General features: G+C 61.1%; 21 protein-coding genes and 5 pseudogenes. 12 read left to right on the top strand and 14 right to left on the bottom strand.

The genetic code is table 11. The features are described from left to right. Nucleotides 1-11 precede the first annotated feature (11 nt). Nucleotides 12-1,835 carry an ABC transporter permease gene (locus tag PQR08_RS23125; RefSeq protein WP_408162402.1) on the bottom strand — a complete coding sequence of 608 codons (1,824 nt, stop codon included), beginning with the start codon at nt 1,833-1,835 and terminating at the stop codon, nt 12-14. Nucleotides 1,836-1,855: 20 nt separating this feature from the next. After that, nucleotides 1,856-3,031: an ABC transporter substrate-binding protein gene (locus PQR08_RS23120; protein ID WP_408162400.1), complete on the bottom strand. Its 1,176-nt coding sequence runs from the start codon at nt 3,029-3,031 to the stop codon at nt 1,856-1,858. A gap of 311 nt (nt 3,032-3,342) precedes the next feature. On the opposite strand from PQR08_RS23120, the gene PQR08_RS23115 reads away from it, so the two are divergent. Genes PQR08_RS23115 through PQR08_RS23100 form a run of 4 tightly spaced genes read left to right on the top strand, consistent with a single transcriptional unit; the run spans nt 3,343 to nt 6,860 of the window. Continuing rightward, on the top strand, nt 3,343-4,320 hold the full coding sequence (locus PQR08_RS23115) for a LysR family transcriptional regulator (RefSeq protein WP_408162398.1): 978 nt from the start codon (nt 3,343-3,345) through the stop codon (nt 4,318-4,320). Continuing rightward, a complete protein-coding gene (locus PQR08_RS23110) occupies nt 4,317-5,753 on the top strand; it encodes an NAD(P)-binding domain-containing protein (RefSeq protein WP_408162396.1) in 1,437 nt (478 codons plus the stop codon). The genes PQR08_RS23115 and PQR08_RS23110 overlap by 4 nt, the downstream gene beginning before the upstream one ends. Continuing rightward, nucleotides 5,662-6,288 carry a CMD domain-containing protein gene (locus PQR08_RS23105; RefSeq protein ID WP_408162394.1) on the top strand — a complete coding sequence of 209 codons (627 nt, stop codon included), beginning with the start codon at nt 5,662-5,664 and terminating at the stop codon, nt 6,286-6,288. The genes PQR08_RS23110 and PQR08_RS23105 overlap by 92 nt, the downstream gene beginning before the upstream one ends. Next, nucleotides 6,285-6,860: a peroxidase-related enzyme gene (locus tag PQR08_RS23100; protein ID WP_408162392.1), complete on the top strand. Its 576-nt coding sequence runs from the start codon at nt 6,285-6,287 to the stop codon at nt 6,858-6,860. Before PQR08_RS23105 ends, PQR08_RS23100 begins: the two co-directional genes overlap by 4 nt. Nucleotides 6,861-6,907: 47 nt before the next feature. Here PQR08_RS23100 and PQR08_RS23095 read toward each other — a convergent pair. Beyond that, a pseudogene (locus PQR08_RS23095) lies at nt 6,908-8,269 on the bottom strand (LLM class flavin-dependent oxidoreductase). A gap of 211 nt (nt 8,270-8,480) precedes the next feature. After that, a pseudogene (locus PQR08_RS23090) lies at nt 8,481-9,178 on the bottom strand (aminotransferase class V-fold PLP-dependent enzyme); the annotation flags it as partial. Between the two features lie 69 nt (nt 9,179-9,247). Here PQR08_RS23090 and PQR08_RS23085 point away from each other — a divergent pair. The 3 genes and pseudogenes from PQR08_RS23085 to PQR08_RS23075 all read left to right on the top strand — a co-directional run. Next, a pseudogene (locus PQR08_RS23085) lies at nt 9,248-9,754 on the top strand (NO-inducible flavohemoprotein); the annotation flags it as partial. A 127-nt stretch (nt 9,755-9,881) separates the two neighbouring features. Beyond that, nucleotides 9,882-10,358 carry a hypothetical protein gene (locus tag PQR08_RS23080; RefSeq protein ID WP_408162390.1) on the top strand — a complete coding sequence of 159 codons (477 nt, stop codon included), beginning with the start codon at nt 9,882-9,884 and terminating at the stop codon, nt 10,356-10,358. Between the two features lie 300 nt (nt 10,359-10,658). Then, nucleotides 10,659-10,892, top strand: a complete 234-nt coding sequence (locus PQR08_RS23075; protein WP_408162388.1) for a hypothetical protein — start codon at nt 10,659-10,661, stop codon at nt 10,890-10,892. Nucleotides 10,893-10,901: 9 nt separating this feature from the next. Here PQR08_RS23075 and PQR08_RS23070 read toward each other — a convergent pair. The 6 genes and pseudogenes from PQR08_RS23070 to PQR08_RS23045 form a co-directional block, all read right to left on the bottom strand. After that, nucleotides 10,902-11,140, bottom strand: a pseudogene (locus PQR08_RS23070) (integrase core domain-containing protein); the annotation flags it as partial. A 146-nt stretch (nt 11,141-11,286) separates the two neighbouring features. Next, entirely contained in the window at nt 11,287-12,561 is a 1,275-nt protein-coding gene (locus tag PQR08_RS23065) for a hypothetical protein (protein ID WP_408162387.1), read from the bottom strand. A 159-nt stretch (nt 12,562-12,720) separates the two neighbouring features. Continuing rightward, nucleotides 12,721-13,239, bottom strand: a complete 519-nt coding sequence (locus tag PQR08_RS23060) for a hypothetical protein (RefSeq protein ID WP_408162385.1) — start codon at nt 13,237-13,239, stop codon at nt 12,721-12,723. 39 nt (nt 13,240-13,278) lie between these two features. Next, nucleotides 13,279-14,199: a CsgG/HfaB family protein gene (locus PQR08_RS23055; RefSeq protein WP_250491020.1), complete on the bottom strand. Its 921-nt coding sequence runs from the start codon at nt 14,197-14,199 to the stop codon at nt 13,279-13,281. A gap of 18 nt (nt 14,200-14,217) precedes the next feature. Continuing rightward, on the bottom strand, nt 14,218-14,655 hold the full coding sequence (locus PQR08_RS23050) for a curli assembly protein CsgF (protein WP_408162383.1): 438 nt from the start codon (nt 14,653-14,655) through the stop codon (nt 14,218-14,220). A 51-nt stretch (nt 14,656-14,706) separates the two neighbouring features. Continuing rightward, nucleotides 14,707-15,300: a CsgE family curli-type amyloid fiber assembly protein gene (locus PQR08_RS23045; protein ID WP_408162381.1), complete on the bottom strand. Its 594-nt coding sequence runs from the start codon at nt 15,298-15,300 to the stop codon at nt 14,707-14,709. Between the two features lie 1,200 nt (nt 15,301-16,500). On the opposite strand from PQR08_RS23045, the gene PQR08_RS23040 reads away from it, so the two are divergent. The 3 genes and pseudogenes from PQR08_RS23040 (at nt 16,501) to PQR08_RS23030 (ending at nt 18,994) form a co-directional block, all read left to right on the top strand. Further along, nucleotides 16,501-17,085: a hypothetical protein gene (locus tag PQR08_RS23040; RefSeq protein WP_250491022.1), complete on the top strand. Its 585-nt coding sequence runs from the start codon at nt 16,501-16,503 to the stop codon at nt 17,083-17,085. Between the two features lie 33 nt (nt 17,086-17,118). Beyond that, nucleotides 17,119-17,904 (top strand): annotated as a pseudogene (locus PQR08_RS23035) (pseudouridine-5'-phosphate glycosidase); the annotation flags it as partial. Nucleotides 17,905-18,661: 757 nt separating this feature from the next. Further along, nucleotides 18,662-18,994: an NHL domain-containing protein gene (locus PQR08_RS23030; RefSeq protein ID WP_250491023.1), complete on the top strand. Its 333-nt coding sequence runs from the start codon at nt 18,662-18,664 to the stop codon at nt 18,992-18,994. 768 nt (nt 18,995-19,762) lie between these two features. On the opposite strand, the gene PQR08_RS23025 is transcribed toward PQR08_RS23030, so the two are convergent. The 4 genes from PQR08_RS23025 to PQR08_RS23010 all read right to left on the bottom strand — a co-directional run bounded on the left by PQR08_RS23025 (nt 19,763) and on the right by PQR08_RS23010 (nt 22,173). Beyond that, nucleotides 19,763-19,966, bottom strand: coding sequence for a cold-shock protein (locus PQR08_RS23025; RefSeq protein WP_086971064.1), 204 nt, complete (start codon nt 19,964-19,966; stop codon nt 19,763-19,765). 327 nt (nt 19,967-20,293) lie between these two features. Next, nucleotides 20,294-21,064, bottom strand: coding sequence for a flagellar brake protein (locus PQR08_RS23020; RefSeq protein WP_408162378.1), 771 nt, complete (start codon nt 21,062-21,064; stop codon nt 20,294-20,296). A 163-nt stretch (nt 21,065-21,227) separates the two neighbouring features. After that, a complete protein-coding gene (locus tag PQR08_RS23015; protein ID WP_408162377.1) occupies nt 21,228-21,782 on the bottom strand; it encodes a hypothetical protein in 555 nt (184 codons plus the stop codon). A 79-nt stretch (nt 21,783-21,861) separates the two neighbouring features. Then, nucleotides 21,862-22,173, bottom strand: a complete 312-nt coding sequence (locus PQR08_RS23010; protein WP_408162376.1) for a hypothetical protein — start codon at nt 22,171-22,173, stop codon at nt 21,862-21,864. A gap of 173 nt (nt 22,174-22,346) precedes the next feature. Between PQR08_RS23010 and PQR08_RS23005 the strand changes: the two genes are divergently transcribed. Together PQR08_RS23005 and PQR08_RS23000 are read left to right on the top strand one after the other, a co-directional pair. Next, entirely contained in the window at nt 22,347-22,700 is a 354-nt protein-coding gene (locus PQR08_RS23005) for a winged helix-turn-helix domain-containing protein (protein ID WP_408162374.1), read from the top strand. A 184-nt stretch (nt 22,701-22,884) separates the two neighbouring features. Next, on the top strand, nt 22,885-23,202 hold a 318-nt coding region (locus PQR08_RS23000), incomplete at its 3' end, for a hypothetical protein (RefSeq protein WP_408162373.1).

Below are 23,202 nucleotides of genomic sequence, written 5' to 3'. Positions count from 1 at the left end.
TGCAGTGTCGCTCATACGGAACCGAACAATCCCTGCGGACGAAAACGCACCAGCAGTAACAGGATCAGGCCATACACCAGCATGCGGTAGTCGGCGGCGAAGCGGAATACTTCGGGCAGCCCGACCAGCGCGAGCGCACCGAACGCGGCGCCGAACACGTTACCGAGGCCGCCGAGAATGACCATCGTCAGGGCGAGAATGGAGACCTGCGAATCGAAGGTCTGATAGTTGATGTAGCTGTACGAATGCGCCGCAATCGCACCGCCGACGCCCGCCGTAAAGCCGCCGCACGCGAATGCCAGCGCCTTGTAGCGATTGAGCTTCACGCCGTAGGCGCGCGCCGCGACATCGTCTTCACGAATCGCGCGCCAGGTGCGGCCCAGATGCGAGCGTAGCAGGCGCAGTTGCAGCCAGGCCAGCACCACCAGCACGATCAGCGTGAACCAGTAGGTCGCGCGCGGCCCGAAAAGCGACCAGCCGAACAGCGACAACGGCGCAATGCCCGTCACGCCGATCGGCCCGCGCGTCAGACCATCCCAGTTGAGAATCACCAGCCCGACGATCTCGCCGATGCCGAGCGTCGCAATCGACACATAATGGCCGCGCAGGCGGAACGACGGATACGCCAGCAACGTGCCGACCAGCGCCGTGATGACGCCGGCAAGTGGAATGGTGATGCCCGGCGACCAGTTCAGATCGACCGACAGCAGCGCGGACGCATACGCGCCGATCAGCAGCAAGGCGGCGTGCCCGAGCGAGATCTGCCCGACCGTGCCTGCCACGAGCGTCAGACTCAGCGCGAGCAGACCGAAGATCCAGCCATTGGACAACGTCTGCAGCACATACGCCGATGGCACGACCAGCGGCAATAGCAGCGCGGCGATCACGGCCAGCGCCACCACGCGCGGCGGCACACTCACTGCCTTGCGATGCGGCAGGAAGGTGCCTGTAAGCGGCTCGGGCGGCAAGCGGCGGTTGGCGCTGAACAGGCCATTGGGACGCAGCACGAGGAACACCAGCAGCAGCACGAAAGCGAACAGATCGCGGTAGCTGGTGCCGAACAAGGCCACGCCATAACTTTCGACCAGTCCCAGCAACAGACTGCCCGCAATCGCGCCGGGCACATTACCCAGCCCGCCGATCAGCAGCGCCACCACGCCCTTGAGCGTGGCCTGAAAGCCCATCGCCGGATCGATGCTGTTGTAGTACATGCCGACCAGCACGCCGCTGAGTCCACCCAGCCCGCAGGCGATGGCGAACACGGTACGGTTCACGGCATCGACGTCGACACCCATCTGCCGGGCGGCGTCGCGGTCCTGGGCGGTGGCGCGCACGGCCCAGCCCAACCGCGAGAAACGAAGAAACGCATACAGCACGGCGGCCGCACCGACGCCGATCGCCGCGATCAGCACATCCAGCGACGCGATGGTCGCCCCGCCGATACTGACGCTCCATTCCGGCAGCGGCGCGGGCACGGGACGCGGATCGGCGCCGAATATGAGTTGAGCGCCTTGATCCAGCACGAAGCTGATGCCGATGGTGGCCAGCAAGGGCGCAATGCGCGCCGCGCCCTGCAAGGGCCGCAAGCCGATACGTTCGATCAGCATGCCGAGCACTGCACACGCCGCGATCGTCACCAGCAGCGCCACCGGCAATGGCAGCCCGAAGCGCGTCAGACACAGCCAGCCGACGAACCCGCCGACCATATACACGGAGCCGTGCGCGAAGTTGATCAGATGCGAGACGCCGAAGATCAGCGCGAGTCCGACCGCCAGCAACGCATAAATGTTGCCGACGATCAGTCCGTTGAGAGTGTAGGTAAGCCACACGGCCATCTTGGTTCAGGCCTCGCCGGTCATTGCGCGTGCGGCGCTGCACCGCCGTCCCACAGCGCGAACTTGCCGTCCTTGACCACGAGGTCGAGGTTCTTCGCGCCCGCCACGCGGCGCGTCTGCGGATCGAAGCGGAAGCTGCCGAAGATCACGCTCGGCACGTTATCGATCTTCGCAATGCCATCGTGCACTGCGCTGCGGCTCGCGCCATAGCGGCGGATCACTTCGGCTGCGAGGGTGATGGCGTCGTAGGCGCGCGCCGCGAACGTGTCGGGATCGGCGTTGTATTTCGCGCGATAACGTTCGACAAAAGTCTTCACTTCAGGACGCGGATCGCCCGGAAAGAAGTTCGATTCCGTATAGACGCCATTGACCGCCGCGCCGCCCAGCTCAAGGAATTTCGGCGAATACACCGACCCTACGGCCGCGATCGGCTCCTTGACGCCCGCCGCCCGCGCCTGTCGCACGATCTGTGCGCCATCCGAGTAGTACGAGATCAGCACCAGCGAATCCGGGTTGGCGCTGCGTACGCGCGTAAGCGTCGCGCGGAAGTCCTTTTCGTTCGGCTGATAGCCCTCCGATGCCACCACCTGCGCACCGTTCGCCTCGGCGGCCTTCACGAAGATGTCCTTGCTGGTACGCCCCCAGTCGGTGTTCAGATACAACACCGCGATCTTCTTGAATTTGAGTCCCGTGGTGACATAGCGTGCGAGCAAGGGCTGTTCTTCCGCCTGGCTGATGGCCGTGCTCCACATATAATCGCCGCCCTTCGTGAAGTCAGGGTGAGAGTTGGTGAAGCCGAACTGCACCAGCCCTGCACGCTGGTAAATGGGCGACGCCGCCATCGATGCCCCGCTCGACAAATCGCCCAGCTCGATCAGGATGCGCTTGTCATCGGCGAATTTTTGCGCGATCGCCACGGCCTGTCGCGGGTCGCTGCGGCTGTCCTCGAAATCGTATTGAAGCGGATGGCCGTTGATGCCGCCCTTCGCATTGATCTCTTCCAGCGCGAGATCGAAACCGCGCTTCCATTGTTCGCCATACTGCGCGTCCTGTCCGCTCAACGGTCCGGACACACCGACCCAATAGGGATCGCCCGCCGCCTGCGCAGATGTGCCGCAGAGCAGCGCCGCCGACAGGGCGGTTGCAACGGAAAGCAGACCGGCTACGCGCCGCAGGGAAGAAAATGCCAGAGTCATCGGTTGATCGCGGTGAATGAATGGTGATGCGATGAAACCATTCGCCCAAAAGCGGACCAACCAAGTTCGTCGGCAAATCTTATGGTGCTGAGCGTGCATTGCTTATGTGGTTTTGCCATATAGCGCAGTCGCATCGATGAGCGGCGCGCAATCCCCCGTCCGTGAAGGCTTGCAGCATTCGCCGGGCGAACTGTAAGTAAGGACACTTGCTGTTCAATCGTGCCTTACGAGCTTTGAATAGCTCGATTTATTATAAGAACCGCGCATGATTACCCCTCTAGAATGCTCGCATCACATGATCGGAAAACGGCATGGAGTCGCATCAACTCGAGGCGTTCGCGGCCGTGATGTCGGCTGGCAGCGTCACCGGTGCAGGCAAATTGACCGGTCGCTCGCAGCCTGCCGTGACACGGCTCATTCAGGAACTCGAGGCGGAGATCGGCTACGCGTTGTTCGACCGGCGCGGGCCGCGCGTGACGCCGACGCCGCGAGCCTTTCGCCTGTATGAAGAAGTCGAACGTTCGCTGATCGGTCTGGAGCGTATTCGCGCGAGTGCGCTCGCCATCGGCCGGGACGATGCGCCGCCGCTCACCGTTGCCGCCACCCCGGCGCTTGCGGCATCGCTCGTGCCGCGCGCGCTGGCCGGATTGAGCGATGCGCATGCAGGCGCGGTGCAATTGCGCAGCGCCTCCGCGGAACAAGTGGTGCAGGCGCTGTTGGCGCGCGCCGCCGACGCGGGCATTGCCACGTTGCCGCTCGATCATGCCGCGCTCGATCTGCATTATCTGATCGAAGCGCCGTGCGTGGTCGTGATGCGTCGTGACGATCCGCTCGCGGCGCTGCCCGTTGTGTCGCTCGAAGCGCTGCGCGAACGACGGCTCGCCACCGTATCGAACCGCTATCGCTTGCGCCGACGCATCGACGATGCTTTTGGCCAGGCAGGCTTTGCACCGCACGTTGCGCTGGAAAGCAACGCATCGCTCAATGCGGTCATGGCGGCGCATGCGGGACTGGCCATTGCACTTGTCGATCCCGCAACCGCGTTCGGCACGCCGGTCAGCGATGTCGTCACCCGTTCGCTCGATGTGCACATCCCGTTTTACTTTGGCGTGGTCACGGCCGCGGACCGCCGCCGCAGCGACGCGATCGAGGCGCTTATCGACGCTATCTTGCAGGCCGCACTAGGTTTGCTGCCCGGCGCGATCCGACACGACGCGACGCGGCATGCCGCACTGCTCACGCCGATGGCCGCGCCGCCTCCGTCATCCGCAAAGAGGATTACTGCATGAACCAAGCATTGCTCGACGCACGCACCGGCCTCGCCGCGCTCGAAGCGCGTCTGGCAGATGACCTCGCGTTGCTCGAATTGCCCGCGCCTTCCTGGGTACCGGCGCGCTATATCGACGGCCGCCAGGTCCTCGATGTCGCCGTGATCGGCGCAGGCATGGCCGGGCTAGCAGTGGCGGCGGAATTGCGCCTGCTCGGTATCGACAACATCCGGCTTTTCGATCAGGCGCGCGAAGGCCTCGAAGGTCCGTGGGTGACGTATGCACGCATGAATACGCTGCGTTCTCCGAAGCAACTGACCGGCCCAGCTCTGCGCCTGCCGGCACTGACATTCCGGGCCTGGTTCGAAGCGCAATTCGGCCGCGTGGCATGGGACGCACTGGGCAAGATTCCGCGTACGCAATGGATGGATTACCTGCGTTGGTATCGACGCGTTCTGGCACTTCCTGTTCAAAACGAAACGCGTCTCGAACGGCTGCGTGCTCGCGACGACGATCTGCTCAAACTGACGCTGAACGGCGAGCCGACGTTCGCGCGTCATGTGGTGCTCGCCACGGGCCGAGAGGGTTTGGGCGGTGCGTACTTACCGCCGCTCGTGCACGGCGTGCCGCGCATACGCTACGCACATTCGTCCGAGCCGATAGATTTCGCCGCGCTTGAAGGCAAGCGCGTGGCGGTGATCGGTGCCGGCGCTTCGGCTTTCGACAATGCGGGCACCGCTCTGGAAGCGGGCGCGGCAAGGCTGGACTTGTTCGTGCGGCGCGCGGATCTGCCGCGTATCAACAAGCTGACGGGTATCGGCAGTCCGGGACTCGTGCACGGTTTCCAGCATCTCGCCGACGAAGACAAATGGCGCTTCCTGCATTACTCGGCTCGCACTCAGACACCGCCGCCGCGGGAAAGCGTGCTGCGCGTGTCGAAGTACGACCACGCGCATTTCCATCTGGATAGTCCTGTTACCGGCGTAGCGACGAGGGACGACGAGGTGATCATCGAGACGCCCAAGGGCCGCTACAACGTCGACTTTGCTATTTTCGCCACCGGCTTTCATTCCGATATCGACACGCGCAGCGAATTCGCTGAAATAGCGCCTCATGTGCGGCGCTGGCGGGACCGCTTCGCTCCGCATGACGATCTGCCCAGCGACGAACTCTCCGCATCGCCCGATCTCGACGCCAACTTCGCATTCCAGTCGCGCGTGCCCGGCGCGTATCCGGCGCTGGCGCGCATCCATTGCTTCAATCATGCGGCCAGTCTTTCGCACGGAAAGGTCGCGGGCGATGTGCCCGCCATCAGCGACGGCGCGCAGCGACTGGCGCGCGGCGTTGCCGCCATGCTGTTCGATGCTGACCGGGACCGGCATTTCGCTGCGCTCGAAGCCTTCGACAAAGCCGAGTTGCTCGGCGACGAATGGCGAGACGCGGACGCGCCTTAACTTTGCTCAAGGAGCTTCGATGAATCCTCCACTCCGACTCTCCGACGACGATGTCGTCGCGCGGCTTGCCGGCATTGCACCGCATGGCACGACCGCCGAGCTGCGCGCCGCGCGCAGCGATGCATCACGCTTCACACAAGGCAGCTTCGATGCGCTGTTCGCACGCGATGCGACAGCGCTTTCTCTCGACGAGAAATTGGCCGCAGCCGCCTATACCGCACATCTTGCCCGCGCACATGATGCTGCGGACTTCTATCGGCAATCCATTGAAGCGGGCGACGTCCGACACGTGCTCGATTCATTCGTCGCCGACGACTTGGCACCGGCCGGAACGGAAGCCCGGCTTACCGCGATTCTTGCGCATACGCGCGCTCTGAGCGTGCTCGACGCCAGCGCCGACCAGCCAGCGCTCGGCACACTCGAACATGTCGGGCTGTCCACGCCTGCCATCGTCGCACTGTCGCAATTGGTGGCGTTCGTGTCCTATCAGGTACGGGTCGTGGCAGCGCTGCGGGCGCTGGAGGCATCTGCATGATCAATCCACACTCATTCACTTCGCAGACGCTCGGATGGGCTTCGTGGCTGGACAAGGTGGACCTGTCGCAGGCCACGCCGGAGCAAATCGCCATACTGGAAAAGAGTCATCCGCAGGCGAAAACGTCCGATTACTATCTTCTGCTGGCTCACGAGCCGCACATCCTCGAACAGCGTTCGGGTGCGTTCAACAGCGTCATGTATGCGCCTGGCGGTCTGCCACGCGCCGAGCGGGAATTGGCCACCACGGTGGTGTCGCGCGTCAACGGCTGTGTGTATTGCGCATCGGTGCATGCGCAGCGCTTCACGCAACTCGCGAAGCGGGACGATGTGATCGCACAGGTCTTCGCCGACCCGCAGACGGCCGGCACCACCGACCGCGAGCGCGCCATCGTGCGCTATGCAATCGATCTCACGCTCGCACCGGAATCGATCGATGCAGAGTCTGTCGCCGCACTCGCGGCGGCGGGGCTGACCCGGCCCGAGATCCTCGACCTGTCCTACGCGGTGGCGATGTTCGCGTGGGCCAACCGGCTGATGCTCACACTTGGAGAGCCGGTGTTTCCGGACTGAAGCAAGAACGAAGCGCCGCACGCGGTCCGAAGCCCGCGTGTACGCGATCAACCGCGCCGGAAACTCGCGCCGATATGCGGCGCCTGCAAACGCGCACCGTGCCCCAGCAACTTTTCGCGCAGCGTACCTTCGGCGTAATGCTGCTTGTAGACGCCGCGCCGTTGAAGTTCCGGTACGAGATATCGCACGATGTCGTGAAAGGTGCGCGGCGACTCGACCCAGGTCAGATTGAAACCATCGATGCCGGTTTGTTCGACCAGCGCCTGCAGTTCATCGGCCACTTGAGCGGCATCGCCCACCACGACCGCGCCGCGGCCACCGATCGACACGAACTCCACCGCGTCCCGCACGGTCCATTCGCGTTCCGGATCGAGTTTGCTGAACGACGCGAGCGCGGATTGTCCGGCGTCGGTATCGACATAGCTGAGCGTATCGTCCGGCCGGTAGCGCGACAGATCGATACCGGTCCATCCCGAAAGCAGCGCCAGCGCGCCCTCGTCGCTCGCGCGTTCCTTGTAAGCCGCATAACGGGCCTGCGCGCGCTCGGCGGTTTCATTGACGATCACGGTGAGCATGGCGAAAAGCAGCGCGCTGTCAGGCTCGCGCCCCGCCTCGCTCAATACCGAGCGGATGGCGCGCGCCGAACCGCGCAGACCATTACGCGTCGGCGCGCCGAGAAAGATGCATTCGGCATGCCGCGCCGCGAAGCGAGTGCCGCGCGCCGACCCGCCCGCCTGAAACAGCAGCGGCGTTCGTTGCCGTGATGGCTCACACTGAAAAATGCCGTCGCTTTCGAAATAGCGGCCTTTGTGCTCGACGGGGATGCGCGCGGGGTCGGCGTAGATGCCGCGTGATGCATCGCGTTGAAGTGCAGCATCTTCCCAGCTTCCTTCCCAGAGCTTGAAACAGACCTCGAGAAACTCGTCGGCCCGATCGTAGCGCTCGTCGTGCGCACGCAGTTCGTTCTGGCCACGACTGCGCGCTCCGCTTTGCAGATACGACGTGACGATGTTCCAGGCCACACGTCCCTGGCTCAGGTGATCGAGCGTCGTAAACCGCCGGGCAAGCAGATACGGCGCCTCGTAGGCAACCGAAACCGTCACGCCGAAGCCGAGGTGCTGTGTTGCGTGCGCCATCAGCGGAATCAGCGGTACAGGGTCGTTCATCGGCGTTTGCGCGGCGGTGCGCAAGGCGGCGTCCGGACTGCCGCCTTAGACATCGTAGAGTCCGGTCACATCGCCCAGAAAAAGGCCGTCGAACAGGCCGGCTTCGAGCGTTTGCGCAAGGTCGACCCAATAGCGCGTGTTCAGATAAGAGACGGATTGGTCGCCGGGTGCGGTCCATTGACCAGGGGCAAGGTGGCCGACGCAATTCATCATGAACGCGTTGAGACGGATCTGGCGGGGCATGGGAGTCTGGGTAACGATGGCTAACCCTGAAGTCTAAGGTTCAGACCGCGCCGCCAATTGACGATCTTTTCATACGCTTATGCGATGACGCGATATAAGGAAATCGCGCTCGCCGGAATGCAAACTGCATTCGCCATGCAGTCGTGGGGCCCTCGATAATCGAAGTGCAGATGATGTGCGAGGTGAGTCGCATCACCATCCGCGCTCTGCTTCAACGACGTCCCGACAGATGCTTCACCACCGAGATGAAACGATCCACTAATCGCACGTGTTGTAGAACGCGAGTGATGGCCTGACGGTCGCTTCCACGCCGAATCGCCGCAAAATAGGCTGCGCGCAATGATGCCCCGAGCGCACCGCAATGCCCTCTTCGTTCAGCGCCTTGCCCACTTCTTCTGTTTCATAGCCCTTCAACACGAAGGACAACACGCTCGCTTTATCCTTAGCCGTACCGATCAATCTGACACCAGGAATCGGTGCGAGCAGGTTGGTGGCATACGCGAGCAAATCATGTTCGTATCGTCCGATATTCTCGATGCCGATACGCGTCACATAATCAAGCGCCGCGCCCAGACCTACCGCATCCGCGATATTGCCCGTCCCCGCTTCGAAACGATTTGGTGGCCCCTGAAACACGGTGCGTTCGAAGGTGACGTCCTGAATCATGTTGCCGCCGCCTTCCCACGGCGGCATATCTTCCAGCACGTCACGCTTGCCATACACCGCGCCGATGCCCGTCGGTCCAAAAATCTTGTGGCCCGAAAACACGAAAAAGTCGGCATCGATCTGCTGCACATCCACGCGCATATGCGATACAGACTGCGCGCCATCCACCAGCGCACGCGCACCCGCACGATGCGCCATCGCCACGATCTCTTTCACCGGCACGACCGTGCCCAGCGCATTCGCGTTCGTGCAGCAGACAAGCGTGCCGTCGCAGGTTCGCCATCTCGTCGATCGGCGGTGCGCATCGCAGAAGTGTCATCCCTGCTCCATGAGGATCTGAAGGTGGGCGACGAAGTGAAGGTAGCCGCTCCGTATGGCACCTCTCATATCGACGTCAACGCGAAAACGCCTATCGTCTTGATCAGCGGTGGCGTGGGCCTTACGCCAATGGTAAGCATGCTGAAACGCGCAATTCAGAATCCAGACAGACGGGTCGTTTTCGTGCATGGCGCAAGAAATAGCGCCATTCACGCAATGCGTGATCGCCTTCGACAAGCTGCAGCGACTTACCCAAATTTTACCGCCGTGATCAACTACGACTCGCCCTTGCCGGGTGACGTGCCTGGAAAAGGCTACGACAGGCCAGGCTTCATCAATTTGAGTGATCTGCGCGACAAGATTCTGCTTCCCGGAGCCGACTACTACATTTGCGGTCCCATTCCGTTCATGAGAGCGCAGCATGATGCCTTGAAAGCGCTAGATATCCGCGGGTCGAAAATCCACTACGAAGTCTTCGGACCCGATTTGTTCGCCGAATGACTATGCGTCAGCGCTTCCGGCGCAGCGGCGGTTCAAACAAATCGAACTTCAGCCATCGTCGCGCTCCCCATCATCCGATTCCATGCGCGGATCGGGGGGGCCGTGGCCGGAAACCCTGCAGTTCGGCATGCGCCTGCGCCATGAACACATCAGGCCAGGAGCCGCACAGGATCTCGAACGGGATCCGCGCATCGAGCAGGGGCGCGGCGAGACCATGGTCTTCCGGCAAGTCGCCCCACAAGACCCGCTGTACCAGGACCACGGCACCGCATTTCGCGATGTGCTCGAGCGCGGGCTCGAATTCTTTGCCGAAGAGCAACGGGCCATAGGTCTGCGCGAGAACGGTCATGACCCGCAATTCAATATGGCTGGGTTTGACGGGCAAGGGCACGGCGCGCCCTTCGACGATGTGAACTATCGCGCCCGCACGGCGGCGCCGCGTGATGGTCCGGTCGAGTTCAAGCACGATGCGCGCGACTTCCGGGTCGGGAAACGACTCGAATGCCTCGTCGTCGTCAAAGTCGTCTGCACCTTGCGCCACAGCCCTGCTCTCTATAGTAGATTGACATTCTTCAACTTTACCACCAAAACGCTACTGCAATAATATCTGTTAATAGTACTGCGAATTATCTAACAGAGTACAGACCGCCATACAAGCTGGTGCGAACATGCCGCCATGGGCACGCGTCGACCGCGCAGCAAGTAAGGCCGATCATGTGCTCTGCGTCGCGCAGGCTCTGGTTCGGCCTGCAACACAGCGCCTGCATACCATAGGCTCCGTGAGTGTGCGCAGGTGGCGACCGACCTCGTGACCCTACCGGAGCAGCAACGCGTACGGCTCGTCGATATCGCAAGCCCGGCGCAAGTACCACGTTCAGCTTGTGTTTGCCGCTCGAAGCAATCCATGCAGCCTGAACCCGGCATCCGGCTGTTGCTGATTGATGACCACGCCGTCGCTCGCAACGGCGTTCGCCTGACGCTCGGAAGCGGGTTGCGCGCGCAGCAACCTGCGCTGGCGGTGTTGACGCTCAGCATCTACGGCGAAGAAGTGTTCGCGTTGCGTGCGATCGAACATGCCACAGCTACTGCAGACGTATCGACCGAGACTGACCTTGCCCCTGTTTCACGAATCCCATAGCTTAAGACGTCAGGCCGCTTGCCCTCGCTGAGCGGCGGCCAATTCTTCTCGAACGTCATAGGGCTGACGTAGTTCAATGTCGAATGCACGGCGGGCATTGTAGAAGCCGAGCCAGTCGATAATTTCATCCGTCGCATCACGCCGCGTCGCGAAGTGCCGACCGTGCAGTCGTGCGACCTTCAGCGAAGCCCACAGGCTTTCGGTCGGTGCATATCCTAACAATCGCCGCGCCGGCTCATCGATGAGCGCGTATTCGCGCAGATCGATTTCTGATTGCGATCTCAGTGTCGCGTTTCGCCGTCATAACCCGAAGGTTCCCGCCAACGAAAAGGCAGGTGGGGAGCAGCCTCGAAAGCCGCTCGCCGCCCGCAAAGGGCTCAAACCATCGTCGTTCTTACTTTTGAACGATGTTCGCCTTGTTGAACGCACCGGCCTGGTTGACGACCGTCGCGTTGCCCACACCGCTTTGTGCCGTCGTAGCCGTGTTGGCGAAGCCGACTTGCGTGATCAATGCCGTGTTGTACGAACCCGCTTGCGAAGCGTTCGCGCTGTTGAGGTCGCCGACCTGCGCGATCGTCAGATCTTCCTTCGCGCCCGACTGCGATGCCTTGATGTCGTTGTAGCCGCCGAGCTGACCGGCCAGCAGCGTGGACTCGAACGCGGCCTGCTGCGTCAGATCCATCTTGTTGTGCCCACCGACTTGCGCCGCGATGACGGTGTTGCCGCTTCCATAGTTCTGGCGCGCCGCTGCCTTGTTGGTGTCGCCGTTCTGGATCAGGAGCGCCGTGTCGTTCGACGAACGGATCTGGTCGACGTAGCCTTCGTTGTATTGCGTGCCGGTCTGGATGATCGTCGTCGTATCGTTGGTGGCGTAGCTCTGGTTGATCTGAGCGTAGTGCGGTGCGTTGGCGCCGCTCTGTACGATCGTGTTCGTGTTATTGCCGCCGTATTCCGAGTGGATGCGCGAACGTGCCGCGTCGCTTTCCTTGATCGACGCGTGATCGCCCACTTCCGACCATTGCTCGATCGTGGCGTCCGTGCCGCCGCCCGTCTGCTCGACGCGCGCGTGGTTGTAGCCGCCGTCACGCTGGTCGATCGTCGCGATGCCCGCCTTGCCGCCTTGCAAGATGTCGACAGTGTTGGCCACCGTGTTGGTCTGCGTGACGGTCGCCTTGGCGCCGTCGGTGTGGCCCGAGGTCATGCCCGTGCCCTGATCGATGTTGACCGTGTTGTAGGCCGAGCCATTGCGGGTGATCGACGCCGTCGCGTTCTTGCCGGCCTGCTTGACCGTGTCGGTGTCATACATCGACGACGTTTGCGAGATCGTCGCGGTGAGGCTGTTGCCGTTTTGGCGGACCGTCGTATTTTCGCCGATCGTCTGCTTTTGCGTGACGGTCGCGCTCAGCTTCGACGCACCCTTGACGTTCCCGCTTTGCTGGATATCGGTGACGTTGTAGCCGCCTGCGTCCGAACTGACGCTGGCGTTCGCGCCGTCTGCGGTTTGCAGCACGTTCGCCTTGTCGTTGTGCGAATTCGTCTGCGTCACACCCGCGATGTTGCCGTTGCCGAACTGGTTGACCGTTGCGCCTTCGAAGCTCGAATCGGCGAATGCCGACGTCGATGCCAATGCTGCCAGACCCATAGCGATGGTGATTGCCTTGACTTTCATTTTTATGCCTCGTTGATTGAAGTTTTAATTACAGCAATTCGTAACCCTAAAGGCCGCCAGCCCCCGCCGACGACCGATTCCACCCCATTCACCACATCCACACCGAAATCAAACTTCCTGGTCTCCTCGCCCCGGCATATCGCCGGCAAGGATCACTGCCTACTTCATGAGGACTGCCGCCCTCGCACCGCCAGTCTGCGTGACCGACAGTCCCGAGCCATTCCGGTTCTGCAGAATCGAAATCTCGTTGTTGGTACCGAGCTGCGTCACCTGCGACGACATCGAGTTTCCGATCTGCGTAACCGTTGCTTCGTTACCGCTGCCGTTCTGCACCGCGATCGAACGGTTGTACTGTCCCGCCTGATAACCGGCGTACTGGTTGGCGACGCCGCTTTGCTGCAGCACCGTCCAGTTGTCGTTGCCCGCCTGCGCAGTCGCCGCCGCATTGGCGATGCCCATCTGATTCGCCATCAGGCCGTTCTGTCCTGCCTGAACTGCGCTGAGACGATTACCATCGCCGCGCTGCGATACACGCGCCACCTGCGTCGCACCACCGAAGCCCGGCTCGGGCGGACCGAAGTCCGAGATCGACGACAGATCAGCGGCATACACGGCGAGCGACACGGCCGCGCTGAGCGCTGCACACAGCGCGGCTTTCGAGGCGCGCAGTGATTTCATGCTGGTCTCCTCCTGTTCAAGTTTCGCTTGGCCGCCGATTCAACTGCCCATGGTCTTCGGCGGATCGATCTTCATCGGGCTATACGGCGGATTCACGTCTTCCATCGTCTGCGCGTAGCCCTGGTTTTCCTGCAAGTAGCGCTGCATCGTCGGGTCGTACCAGTCCTTCATGTCCTTGAGCGCCCAGGTCTGGTTCGCCACGCCTTGCACGATCAGATGCACGAGCGCCGATTCGATCGCCTCGTTCACGCAAAGCTGCTGCGGCTCATTGCGCGTCATGCCGGCTTCGGCCTGCAACAGATCCTTGAAGCCGATGAAGCGGTACACGCCTGTATCGATCTGAATCGAATAGATGGTCTTGGTCGTCGACACGCTGTTCAGAATCGTGCCGTTGCGGATATCGACCGCGCGCAGGTTCACCGTTACCTGATCGACGCGATATTGCTGCGACGCCGAGATCCCCAGATATGCGACGCCCGCGCCGCCGGTGCGGATGTTCGTGTCATACCCGACGATGCCGCCTTCGAGCACGATGCTCGCGGGCGCCAGTGCGCCGATCTGGGGAATCGCGTTCTTCTTGTCGTCGGGCGTTTCCAGCGCGCGCATGATCTTGCGCTCGGTCAGCAGGTCCTGAAGATTCTCGCGCTCGACCGGCGTGAACCAGCCGGAATCGCGCATCGCCTTGACGAGGAACGATGCACCGCCCTGCGTCACCTGCGACGAAAACGAACTGTCCGGCGACGGCTTGTACTGGCCGGTCAGATCGCGAAAGCCATACACAGCCGCGACGATCCTGCCCTTGGGCGACGGCAGATGCGTGAGGTCGCGCGTGACACGCGTCGGCGGGGTGAGCGTGGCGTTGCCCGCGGAAGGCATCGGCGTGGTGACGCAACCGGTGAGCAGCGCCGACGCGACGATGACAGCGCCCATCGCAGCGGTCCTGAAAGCGTTCTTGTTCATTGCGTGTGTGCTCTCGCGTTACTGGCCGTTGCCGACGATGAAGGTCGTGGATGCGCCTGTGGTCTTGTCGGTCGTCGTCACTTGCAGATTGCCGCCCGTGACTTGCGAGATTGCGATCGAGAAGTTGCCCGTGTTGATCGTGCCCGGATGCAGCGTGCCGTCCGTGCCGACGATCGAACTCGAAATCGACGACGCGACGCGCGACAGGATCGCCTGCTGCAATTGCGTGTTGAACTGATCGAGCGTCGACTGGCTGCCCGTGCCGAGACTGGCGGTCGACGGATCCTTATACTTGTTCTGCGCATTTGCCTCGTTCAGCAGATTCGGGCCGTTCAGCGGATTGCCGCCGAAGTTCGGATTCACCGGCTCATAGATGAGCGAGGTGGCGCCCGCGGCGAGCGGTATCGTCAGCGCGCAAGCGAGCAGCGCGCGTTGCAGGAGCGCATTCGTTTTCATCGTGATTCCCCGTAGGTTTTTGGCCTTACTGCTTTTTTTTGTGATGCGTTCTTATAGTTCGTCCGTGGCCATGTCGGCGTCACGGAACAGCAGACGGGTCAGATCTGCCTGCATGACATTCTGAAAAGCGATCTGCGCCGCGCCTTCCGCCACCGGCTTCACGTTCGAGCGGGCAATCGGCAGGAACGCCTGAAATACGCGGCGCTGGTTGTATTCGACCCACACGAGGCTGCCGTAGCGCGCGGAAGGACGCTCGTGAACCGAGACGATGTAACGTTCGGACAGGGGAATCGTGCCCCACGCCTGCGCGAACCAGGTGTAGAAGTCCTGCCCCGCGAGCGTCACCGTATCGGTCGTCACGACGCCGCCGAGTTCGTCGGCGAGCGGCTGCTTGCCTTCGATATCCGCGGTGCGGGCACGTGGCGTGCCGGACAGCGTGGCGCTCTTGTCGAGCGACGACGCGGCGTTCACCGTGCCGCGTTGCGTAAGCGGTGCGCCACCCGGGGCAGGCTGCGCCGTGGAGTGGCCGACAGGACTGGGAGTCGGCGTGCTGGGCAGCGAGATAAGCGGTTGGGCCTCGCGCATCGCATTGATGCGTGCATCCGGCAGCGCTTCCGCATCCTGCGCAACTGAACGCGTAGTCACAACAGACGCCCCGATGCACACCGCAATGACACACCCTTTCAAGCGCAGATTGTTTTTTTCTCGCTGCATGACTTCCCCGTATGTCCATGACCGCTATGGTGTGGTCTTCGGACGTTCTGTCTTAAGCGCTTCGTTTTTGTATTTGTACGACGGAACGGATTTTCCGTAATAACTTGTAATCGCAATGTTGTCCGCCCCACATTCGAACGTCGAAACGTGAAAGGAACGAAGGAGCAAAAGAAAGCGCTTTGCTGACGTTTTAATAGACTCGCGTAAGAAAACGTTTGCTGCTTCTCGTATTCGAGCGACCAGCGGGAAACAAATTGTTCATGCGTCCCATGACTCGGACTGCACGGATCAGCGCACGCACCCTGCCGTCAATGAAGGATGCAGTTGCTCTGGATAGCGATCGAGATTCCGAATCGCTGCATGAGTGGCTCAAGCGTTAATGGAAGCGCAACGGACAGTGGCCGACGCTCGGCGCACGGGGCTCGTATCGGCGGAAGTGTTCGCGTTGTGAAGCGTGGCGACGACTCTCGTCAACGCCGCGACTTTGGCGCCGATTCGCGGCGAGGAAAAATCTACCAGCTCGGAATCGCTCATTTCAGGCAGTCCGATGGCGAGCAGCTATTTCCCTAGTAGTCTGCTCACGCTCAATCGTCAGAGCGGCGACTCCACACTATATTGTCTGCGCATATCATTTCACTGAGCGGCCGCGGTCAAACTCGTCCTTCCGGGATGGATATGGAATCCGTCATATCATCAGTACTCCATACATTGGACAATCACGTGACTTGTGAGACATGTATAGCATACCGAAAACTATATAGAACCTCCGAACATCGTGGATTACACTGTTCATGCTATGCGCCTTCAGGCATGGCATGACTCACAAAGTCACACTAGCGCGGACTTTCGTACATCGCTTGCGCACGTGTCCGGCTGCGCCGAGTGAATCTGAGCTCGTTGAGTTGTTTCGTCTTAAATTCCTAGGCCCGCACCCTCGGCTCCTCTCCTCAACTTCGGAACATCCGGCCGCTGACAGGCCATTCGTTCTCTGATCGCCTCCTCCGCGAACGGCGGTAGCCAGGATTCACTGCGGGATTGGTTAATTCACTTTGAACGGGGCGCCGAGACCGGCCCGGCAATGTGCCTCTGCGTCGCGATCTTAGGCCCCGATTCGCTCGCAAGGAGATGACCGTGAAGACAAAGCATTCAACCATCGCTTCGGCAGCAGCCGTTGCGCTTTTCTCGCTCAGTGGTGCGGCGCATGCCGACGGTGACCACGACGGTGGTCATTGTTCGAACGCAACGCTAAGGGGAGCGTTTGGGTTTATCGGCCACGGAACGATTCTTGGGTTGATAGGTGATGACGGTACGGTGCATCCGTATGCGACGCCGTCAATCCTCGATGACGTCGCTTTAGTGACATTCGACGGTGTCGGACATTTCACGCGCACGGACTTCGGCGTTATCGGCGGCCTGCCGAAGGGTGGGCAGACCACGTTCAACCCGTACCAAATGGGCGCATATACGGTGCACCACGACTGCACCGGATCCATGAAGATCATCTATACCGCCGGCGGAGCCGTGCCAGCCGGTGTCGAGACCGATCTGAACATCGTTGTCGCATCGGACGGCACGCTCATCGAATCGGTAGTCTACCGAGCGGTGACTGTGGCGGGCTCTAGCGCAGATGGCGCCGTAAAGTGTCCACCCAATTGCCAGCAAGGCGTGCAAGAAAGCTTTGAGGGGAAAAAAGTCTCGGTGTTCGGTTTCCGATAGCCCAGTCATCCGGTGACAGGCGGGTAAGGATTTGTTCGCACCGCGCGCGAAGTAGAAGACTTGATCAGGGACGCGGGAGCCAAGCCCGCGACGATCGCACTGATCGATGGACGAATCCGCGTCGGCCTTGTGGATGAGGAGCTCGAACTGCTTGGCAGTTCCAACAAGGTGCAAAAGGTCAGCCGCCGCGACCTGCCGGCTGTCCTAGCCAGCGGGAGACTCGGCGCCATGACAGTGGACGGCACGATGATATGTGCCGCACTGGCCGACATCGAGGTACTCGTTACCGGCGGCATTTGCGGTGTGCATCGGGGTGCGCAGGAAACCTTCGACATTTCAGCTGATCTGCAGGAACTGGCGAGAACGTCGGTGGCATTGGTCTGTGCTGGCGCGAAATCGATCCTCGATATCGGGCTCACATTGGAATACCTCGATACACATGGCGCACCGGTGCTCAGTGGCGAGCAAGACAACTTCGCTGCGTTCTACATGCGCGATAGTGGATTTCGCGCGGACTTGAGGCTGGACGACACGCGGCGGAGCAAGCACGCCTCATTCGAACCAATTGGGACCTGGGTCTAGCCGGCGGCATGTTGTTGAGCGCTCCAGTCCCAGAAACGTCTGCGATGATCGCGGAAGAAGTCGACGCGCTGACTCAGCAGGTGCTCGGCGAGGCAACGGCGCAGGGAATTCATCCACGAACTGACGGGTCGACGCAGCCTAGCGACCAACATCGCGCTCGTGAAACACAATGCCGAGGTCGGTGCTAGGTCAGCGTTGGCACTAGTAAGCGCGGTACAAGACAGGGGGGCGGCCTAACGCTGCAGCCGTCGACTCAGGCTCTCATCAGGCGCAGCACGGTTGCGAACGCTTGGCCTTGAATCCAAATAATCCCCCCACTCCTTGCCCAATTCGGTCGGGTGTAGTCGACCGAATCGGACATAGAGTCGCTCCCACCATAATCGGCGGCTCTTGAGCAATGAGATGCCATTTGAAGCTCGGTCGTTGTCGTTGTGATCGCTCAATACAAATAAACCGGTCGTGTGCCGAAAATTGGAATACGCAGTCCGCGGCACCTCCGCACCGAATAACGCGGAACATATATCGTCGAAGCGCGGCTGTCGTTAGCGCAGCGGCCGAAATTTTCGCTCGTGAGATAGATGAGATACCGAAATCGAGGCTACGCGAGCGCGGGCGCCCGTTAAGCGAATGCAAATGTGGGCGCCGCCTATTAGAATAAAATGTCGGGCGGTCTGGACGCTTTCGGGCTTGCTTTACATTCCGCGACATCGACTTTTTGAATGGTCGTGCAATTCGATGACGCCGAAGGGAGGACGTATGTGGCACACAACACGGGTAGGGCGAAGCCTCGCTGTCATCTTGCGAGCCTTTTACGGGTTGCTACTAGTCGCGATCGCGCACCCCCGCCCAAGCGCAGACCATCACTACCTTCGCAGGCGGCGTCGGCGCGCAGGGAATACAGGCCGAAGCCATCGCGGCGGACCGATGGGGGAACATCTATACAGCCGAACCGACACATCACGTTGTTCGGCGCATTGACCACAGAAACGGCACGGTGACGATCATTGCCGACACCGGGCAGGCAGGCTATAGCGGCGACGGCGGACCGGCCACGCAGGCCCTGCTCGACTATCCGACAGGGGTCGCGCTTGACCGCGCCGGTAACGTCTTCGTTGGCGATTCGGGTAATGCAAGAGTCGTTCGAAGGGTCGATCGTGACACCGGTGTCATAACCACGGTGGCTGGCCCGCACCCCATCCGCCTCGACGCTGGCAGAAAGCACCACACTCTCGCGAGTGAAGCGCCGTTCCAAGAACGGGTTACGTTGTTCCAGTGGCTTCACACCAAATCGTTACCAACTCGGCATGCACCGGTAGGTTACGATTGACGGAACAATCGGTTCCTCTTCTGGCCGAAACCAGACGGAACAATCCTCTACGCGACTTTCACGTCGCACTAACTGAACGGCATTAGCCTCGGTAAGGCCCTTAAGGCTCGGTGGGCACCGATGGATTCGATAGTCGACCAGCGAATTCGAGACATCCTGCGTCGACGATCTATGCTGACACCACTACGTACTTCACGAACCGGAGGTCACCTTGAAATCGCGCCTCGGCGATAGAGGCACCGCTCGTCCTTCACCTCGTCGTCGTACTTCCCTGGACCGTACTTGTCGGATAACAACTGAATGATTGGCCAACGCTAGTGCTAAAGCTGAGGCGCAAGGCTCTGCTGCAGTCGTCGTCGCGCATCATGAGCCGACAGCGGCATGAAGTGCTCGCCGGCTTCAGCATATTCACGGGGCGGAGAGGCGTACTAGCCCGCGCGAGTTGCGTGATCGGTCAAGCGGGACAACAACCGCTCGAGTCGTGAGCGTTGTGAGGGAACTAGTCCTGGCGTCGCGCGCGCCTTGACGACACGATTGCGCCAATAGGTTCGACCGAATAAGGAGTTTGCCGCGTCTCCGGTGAGAACGCGCTCGAGATGCTCGATTTCGGAGTCGAGATTTCTGGGCGTAAAGCTGGTCAGTGCGCGAAATGCTGGTGTCATATTGTTATAGATCTCTCAGGTTCATCCTTGCGACGGGGCCCCGAACAACTTCCCGTCGTACCGCTGGAACAGCCGTGCTGGTGCCCGCCGTTGTGTGGGCGTTAGCTCACTGCGGCTGGATATTTGCCGCCTGCTTGCCTTTCGGTCCTTGTTTAATCTCGAAGCTCACCTTCTGGTTTTCCGCCAGTGACTTAAAACCTTCGGTCCGAATCTCGGAGAAGTGCGCGAACAGGTCATCGCCTCCGTCGTCCGGCGTGATAAACCCATAACCCTTTGCGTCGTTAAACCACTTCACAGTCCCTGTTGCCATGCTCGTCCCGTACAAAAGAAAAATGGTGATTGACGAGAATAGCAGCGCCCGGTGCGTCGCGGTATGACGTTTAGCAAATATATTTATCATTTTGATAACGGTAAGGAAATATCTTCCGGCACGATCGATCGTCCCGCGTTTGGCCCGGGATCCTCCGATGTTAGCCGCGAGGCGTGGCCGTTCTTCGTCACGGCATCTCCAATGTCGCCGCTTCACTCGGCCTCACCCGAAAAGACAAGCAGCGAGCCATCCACCGCGACTTACGTCGTTTCGCGACGCTGATAACGAAATGGTGCGATTGAGACTAAAGCGCGGCGCATGCCCGTCTCAATCGCGCGCCGCGCGCTGCTTGCGGCGCGTCTCCAGCAACGTGATCGCACGCTGGAGCACGCGCTCTGCACTCGCCTTCAGGTTGAGGAACCGGCAGCCCAGAATGGTCCGATGCTCGCCCGTTGGAGTGACCATCTTCCGGGTTGCGACGACCTCCAGATCGACTAACACGGCGCCGAGCCCGCCCACCTGAAGTTCTACGTCGTTCCAGACGGTCCCCGCCGCGAGCCTTTCGAAGCGTGCGTCCCGCGCACGCAGCGCCATGCCGCCGAGCGAAAGGTCGTGCAGTTCGAGCCGGAACGCGGCGCCCGCTCCGTCGACTCCGCTCGCGACGAACGGATCGAACATGGGCGTATCGACGCGATGGAAATCCCGGCGCTGCACGTAATGAAGCAGCGCGGGAAACGGCACTTCGAATGCCGGACGCCCTTCGAAGGTCACGACCACGGCGCCGCCCGTCACGAAATGCGTCCGGATGCCCGAAGGCTGGCTGCGGAACGTGAGCTCGTCCGCATCGACCAGCGCGCGATTGTCCCGCGCCGTGCTGCCGAAATCGAAGAGAAAACGCGCGCGGCGCGAATCGACGTCGAGCAGTTGCGTGACGAACTGCGTGTCGCCGAACTCCACTATTAGGAAATCGCGGCGCGCAAGCGACGCCCGCAGGCATACCGCGATCTGCAGCGTATGCCGCTGCGCATAGCGGTCGTCGGTCTCCCACGCATTCGTTGTCGAGGCGCTTGCTCCGCTCAGGGTAGGTTCGGCAATCATCGTGGTGTCGTTATTCTGCCGGGCGGCCTCCCGGCGTATCGCTCTCTTTGCTATATCTTATCAAATTGATAATCTAATGTACGAACATCACGTGGATAATCATCCTGAATCTTGAAACGAGCGACGCCCCTGGGACGACGGGGTTCATCAATGATCTGGCCGGCTACCCGTTTCCGGGCCGCGGCACCGGCAGAAAATGCAGCAGCGCCTTCAGCGTGTAAATAACGATGACGGTTCCCACCAGGTCGCCGACGAACATCGCGAAAAATCTCGACGTGATGTTCTGCGCATCGCCCTGAAGATAGAACCAGATGTTGTGCAGGAATGAACCGGCGATCGCATACGCGACGGTCAGGATCATCAGCCTGCCCGCCGTCAGATTCGAGAGCGATGCGTTCAGCCCGTAGGTCTCGCGCGCCAAGCGATAGACCGCATAGGGGGCGGCCGTCGCGATCATGCCGCCGACGAAGGACCGCACCGGGTCATTGGGAAAGAAATAGAAGAAGTCGACGACCCAGCTCGCGAGCAGCAGTCCGAGCGCGCCGTCCGCGCCGAGCAGAAGCGTGCTGAGCAGCCGGATGCCGGCGGGAAGATAGACCCAGTTCACCCCGCGCACGAACTCGGAGTGAATGAAGATTTCCTGATTGAGCCAGAGCGAACCGACGAAAAACAGCGCCGTCCCGACGACGGAACATAAACGAAGCAGAAACGAAGACATTGGCGTGACGAGCCAGTAAGCGGCGGACGTATCTTACCGCAGCGCTCATTCGGCTTCACGGACGGGCGCGCAGCAAACGTTATCGCCGCGCCTTGCCAAAAGCTACGCCGGCCGCATGCCCGTCGGCTGGCGGAAGCTCGCCGTAGCTCGCAGCGGGATCGAGTTGCGCCGCGATTCGCTCCAGCTCGGCGAGCAGCGAGCGCAGCTCATTCTGCTGGAGCGGCGCGACGGCCGGGGCGTGCCGCAGCTCGTCGATGCGCTCGCGCCAGTACGACACCGGCCATGCGGCGCTTCGATGCCAGTGGCGCGAACGGATCATCCTCGCCAGATGATCGATTTCCTGCTCGATGAAAGTCGGTGTGATGTAAGTGAAATCGCGTCGTTGAACCACGCTCGTGCCTCCGATAGCGGCTCGGGAAAGAAAAAGATCGATGTCTTCGTCCGGCCTTTGCTGTTGAACTATTTTAGCACTCACTTATCAGAATGATAAATACTTGGGCTGCGATCATAATTCGATTTTCGCCGATGCTATGATTGACGCTGTCCTCACTCAATCGATTCTTCATGGCCAAAAAGCGCGTCTTCGATGCTTATTTTCGCTTCCTGAATCTCGCTCAGGCTGTCCAGGCTTTGCCCTCAGTGCCGAAGCTCGATGCCGCCGAGGAACGCTTGCTGGAAGCACTCACTGCGTCCTGGCATGCGGGTCATACGCTAACGGTCACGGAGACGATGGCCCTTTCGGTGGCGGGCGCGCCGGCCACCGTGCATCGCAAACTGACGAACCTGAGGAACCAGGGTCTCGTGTCCGTCGACGAGAGCAGCGACGATCTGCGCATCAAGACCGTGGTGCCGACGCGCAAGGCGCTCGACTACTTCGAAAAGCTGGCGGCGTGTCTCGAAGAGGCCAAGAAGCGTTGAACGTCGCGGGACGCCATATCACGAACATCGGCAACGAACGATATAATTCGTCGCTTCCCCGCGCCATGGCGCAGTAAATTTTTCCACCAGGTCGTATTCCCATCGGAGAGCGGGGACGGCCAGCAGTGTCCGACAGCCTCCGTCGCAATCGCAGGCGTTGTGCTGCACCCAGTCTGCGATTGTCATGTCCTTCCCGCGTTTCGAGGTCGCATCCTGCCGTCGTGCTTCGACGGCCGCGCGTCGTGTCCGTGTCGTTTTCGTTGGCGCGTTCGGGGCTTGCGTCCTTCCATCGTCGAGCGCGTGGGCCGCTGAAAGCGATCCGGCCGCGCAACAGCTCACGCCGATCATCGTCAAGGCTGAAAGGCAGCCCGCCGCCGAGCAGCGCACGCCGATCGCCATGAGCGTCTATGGCGATGCCTTCATCGAAAGCACCGGCGTCAGCGATATCAAGTCCCTCGCCACGATCGCGCCCGACCTCAACTATGCGCAGGTGCAAACCGTC

This window comes from Caballeronia jiangsuensis, from assembly GCF_046030135.1.
Classification (GTDB): domain Bacteria; phylum Pseudomonadota; class Gammaproteobacteria; order Burkholderiales; family Burkholderiaceae; genus Caballeronia; species Caballeronia jiangsuensis.
Note: the sequence above shows the minus strand (reverse complement) of the source record. Positions and strands in the feature narration are given on the sequence as shown.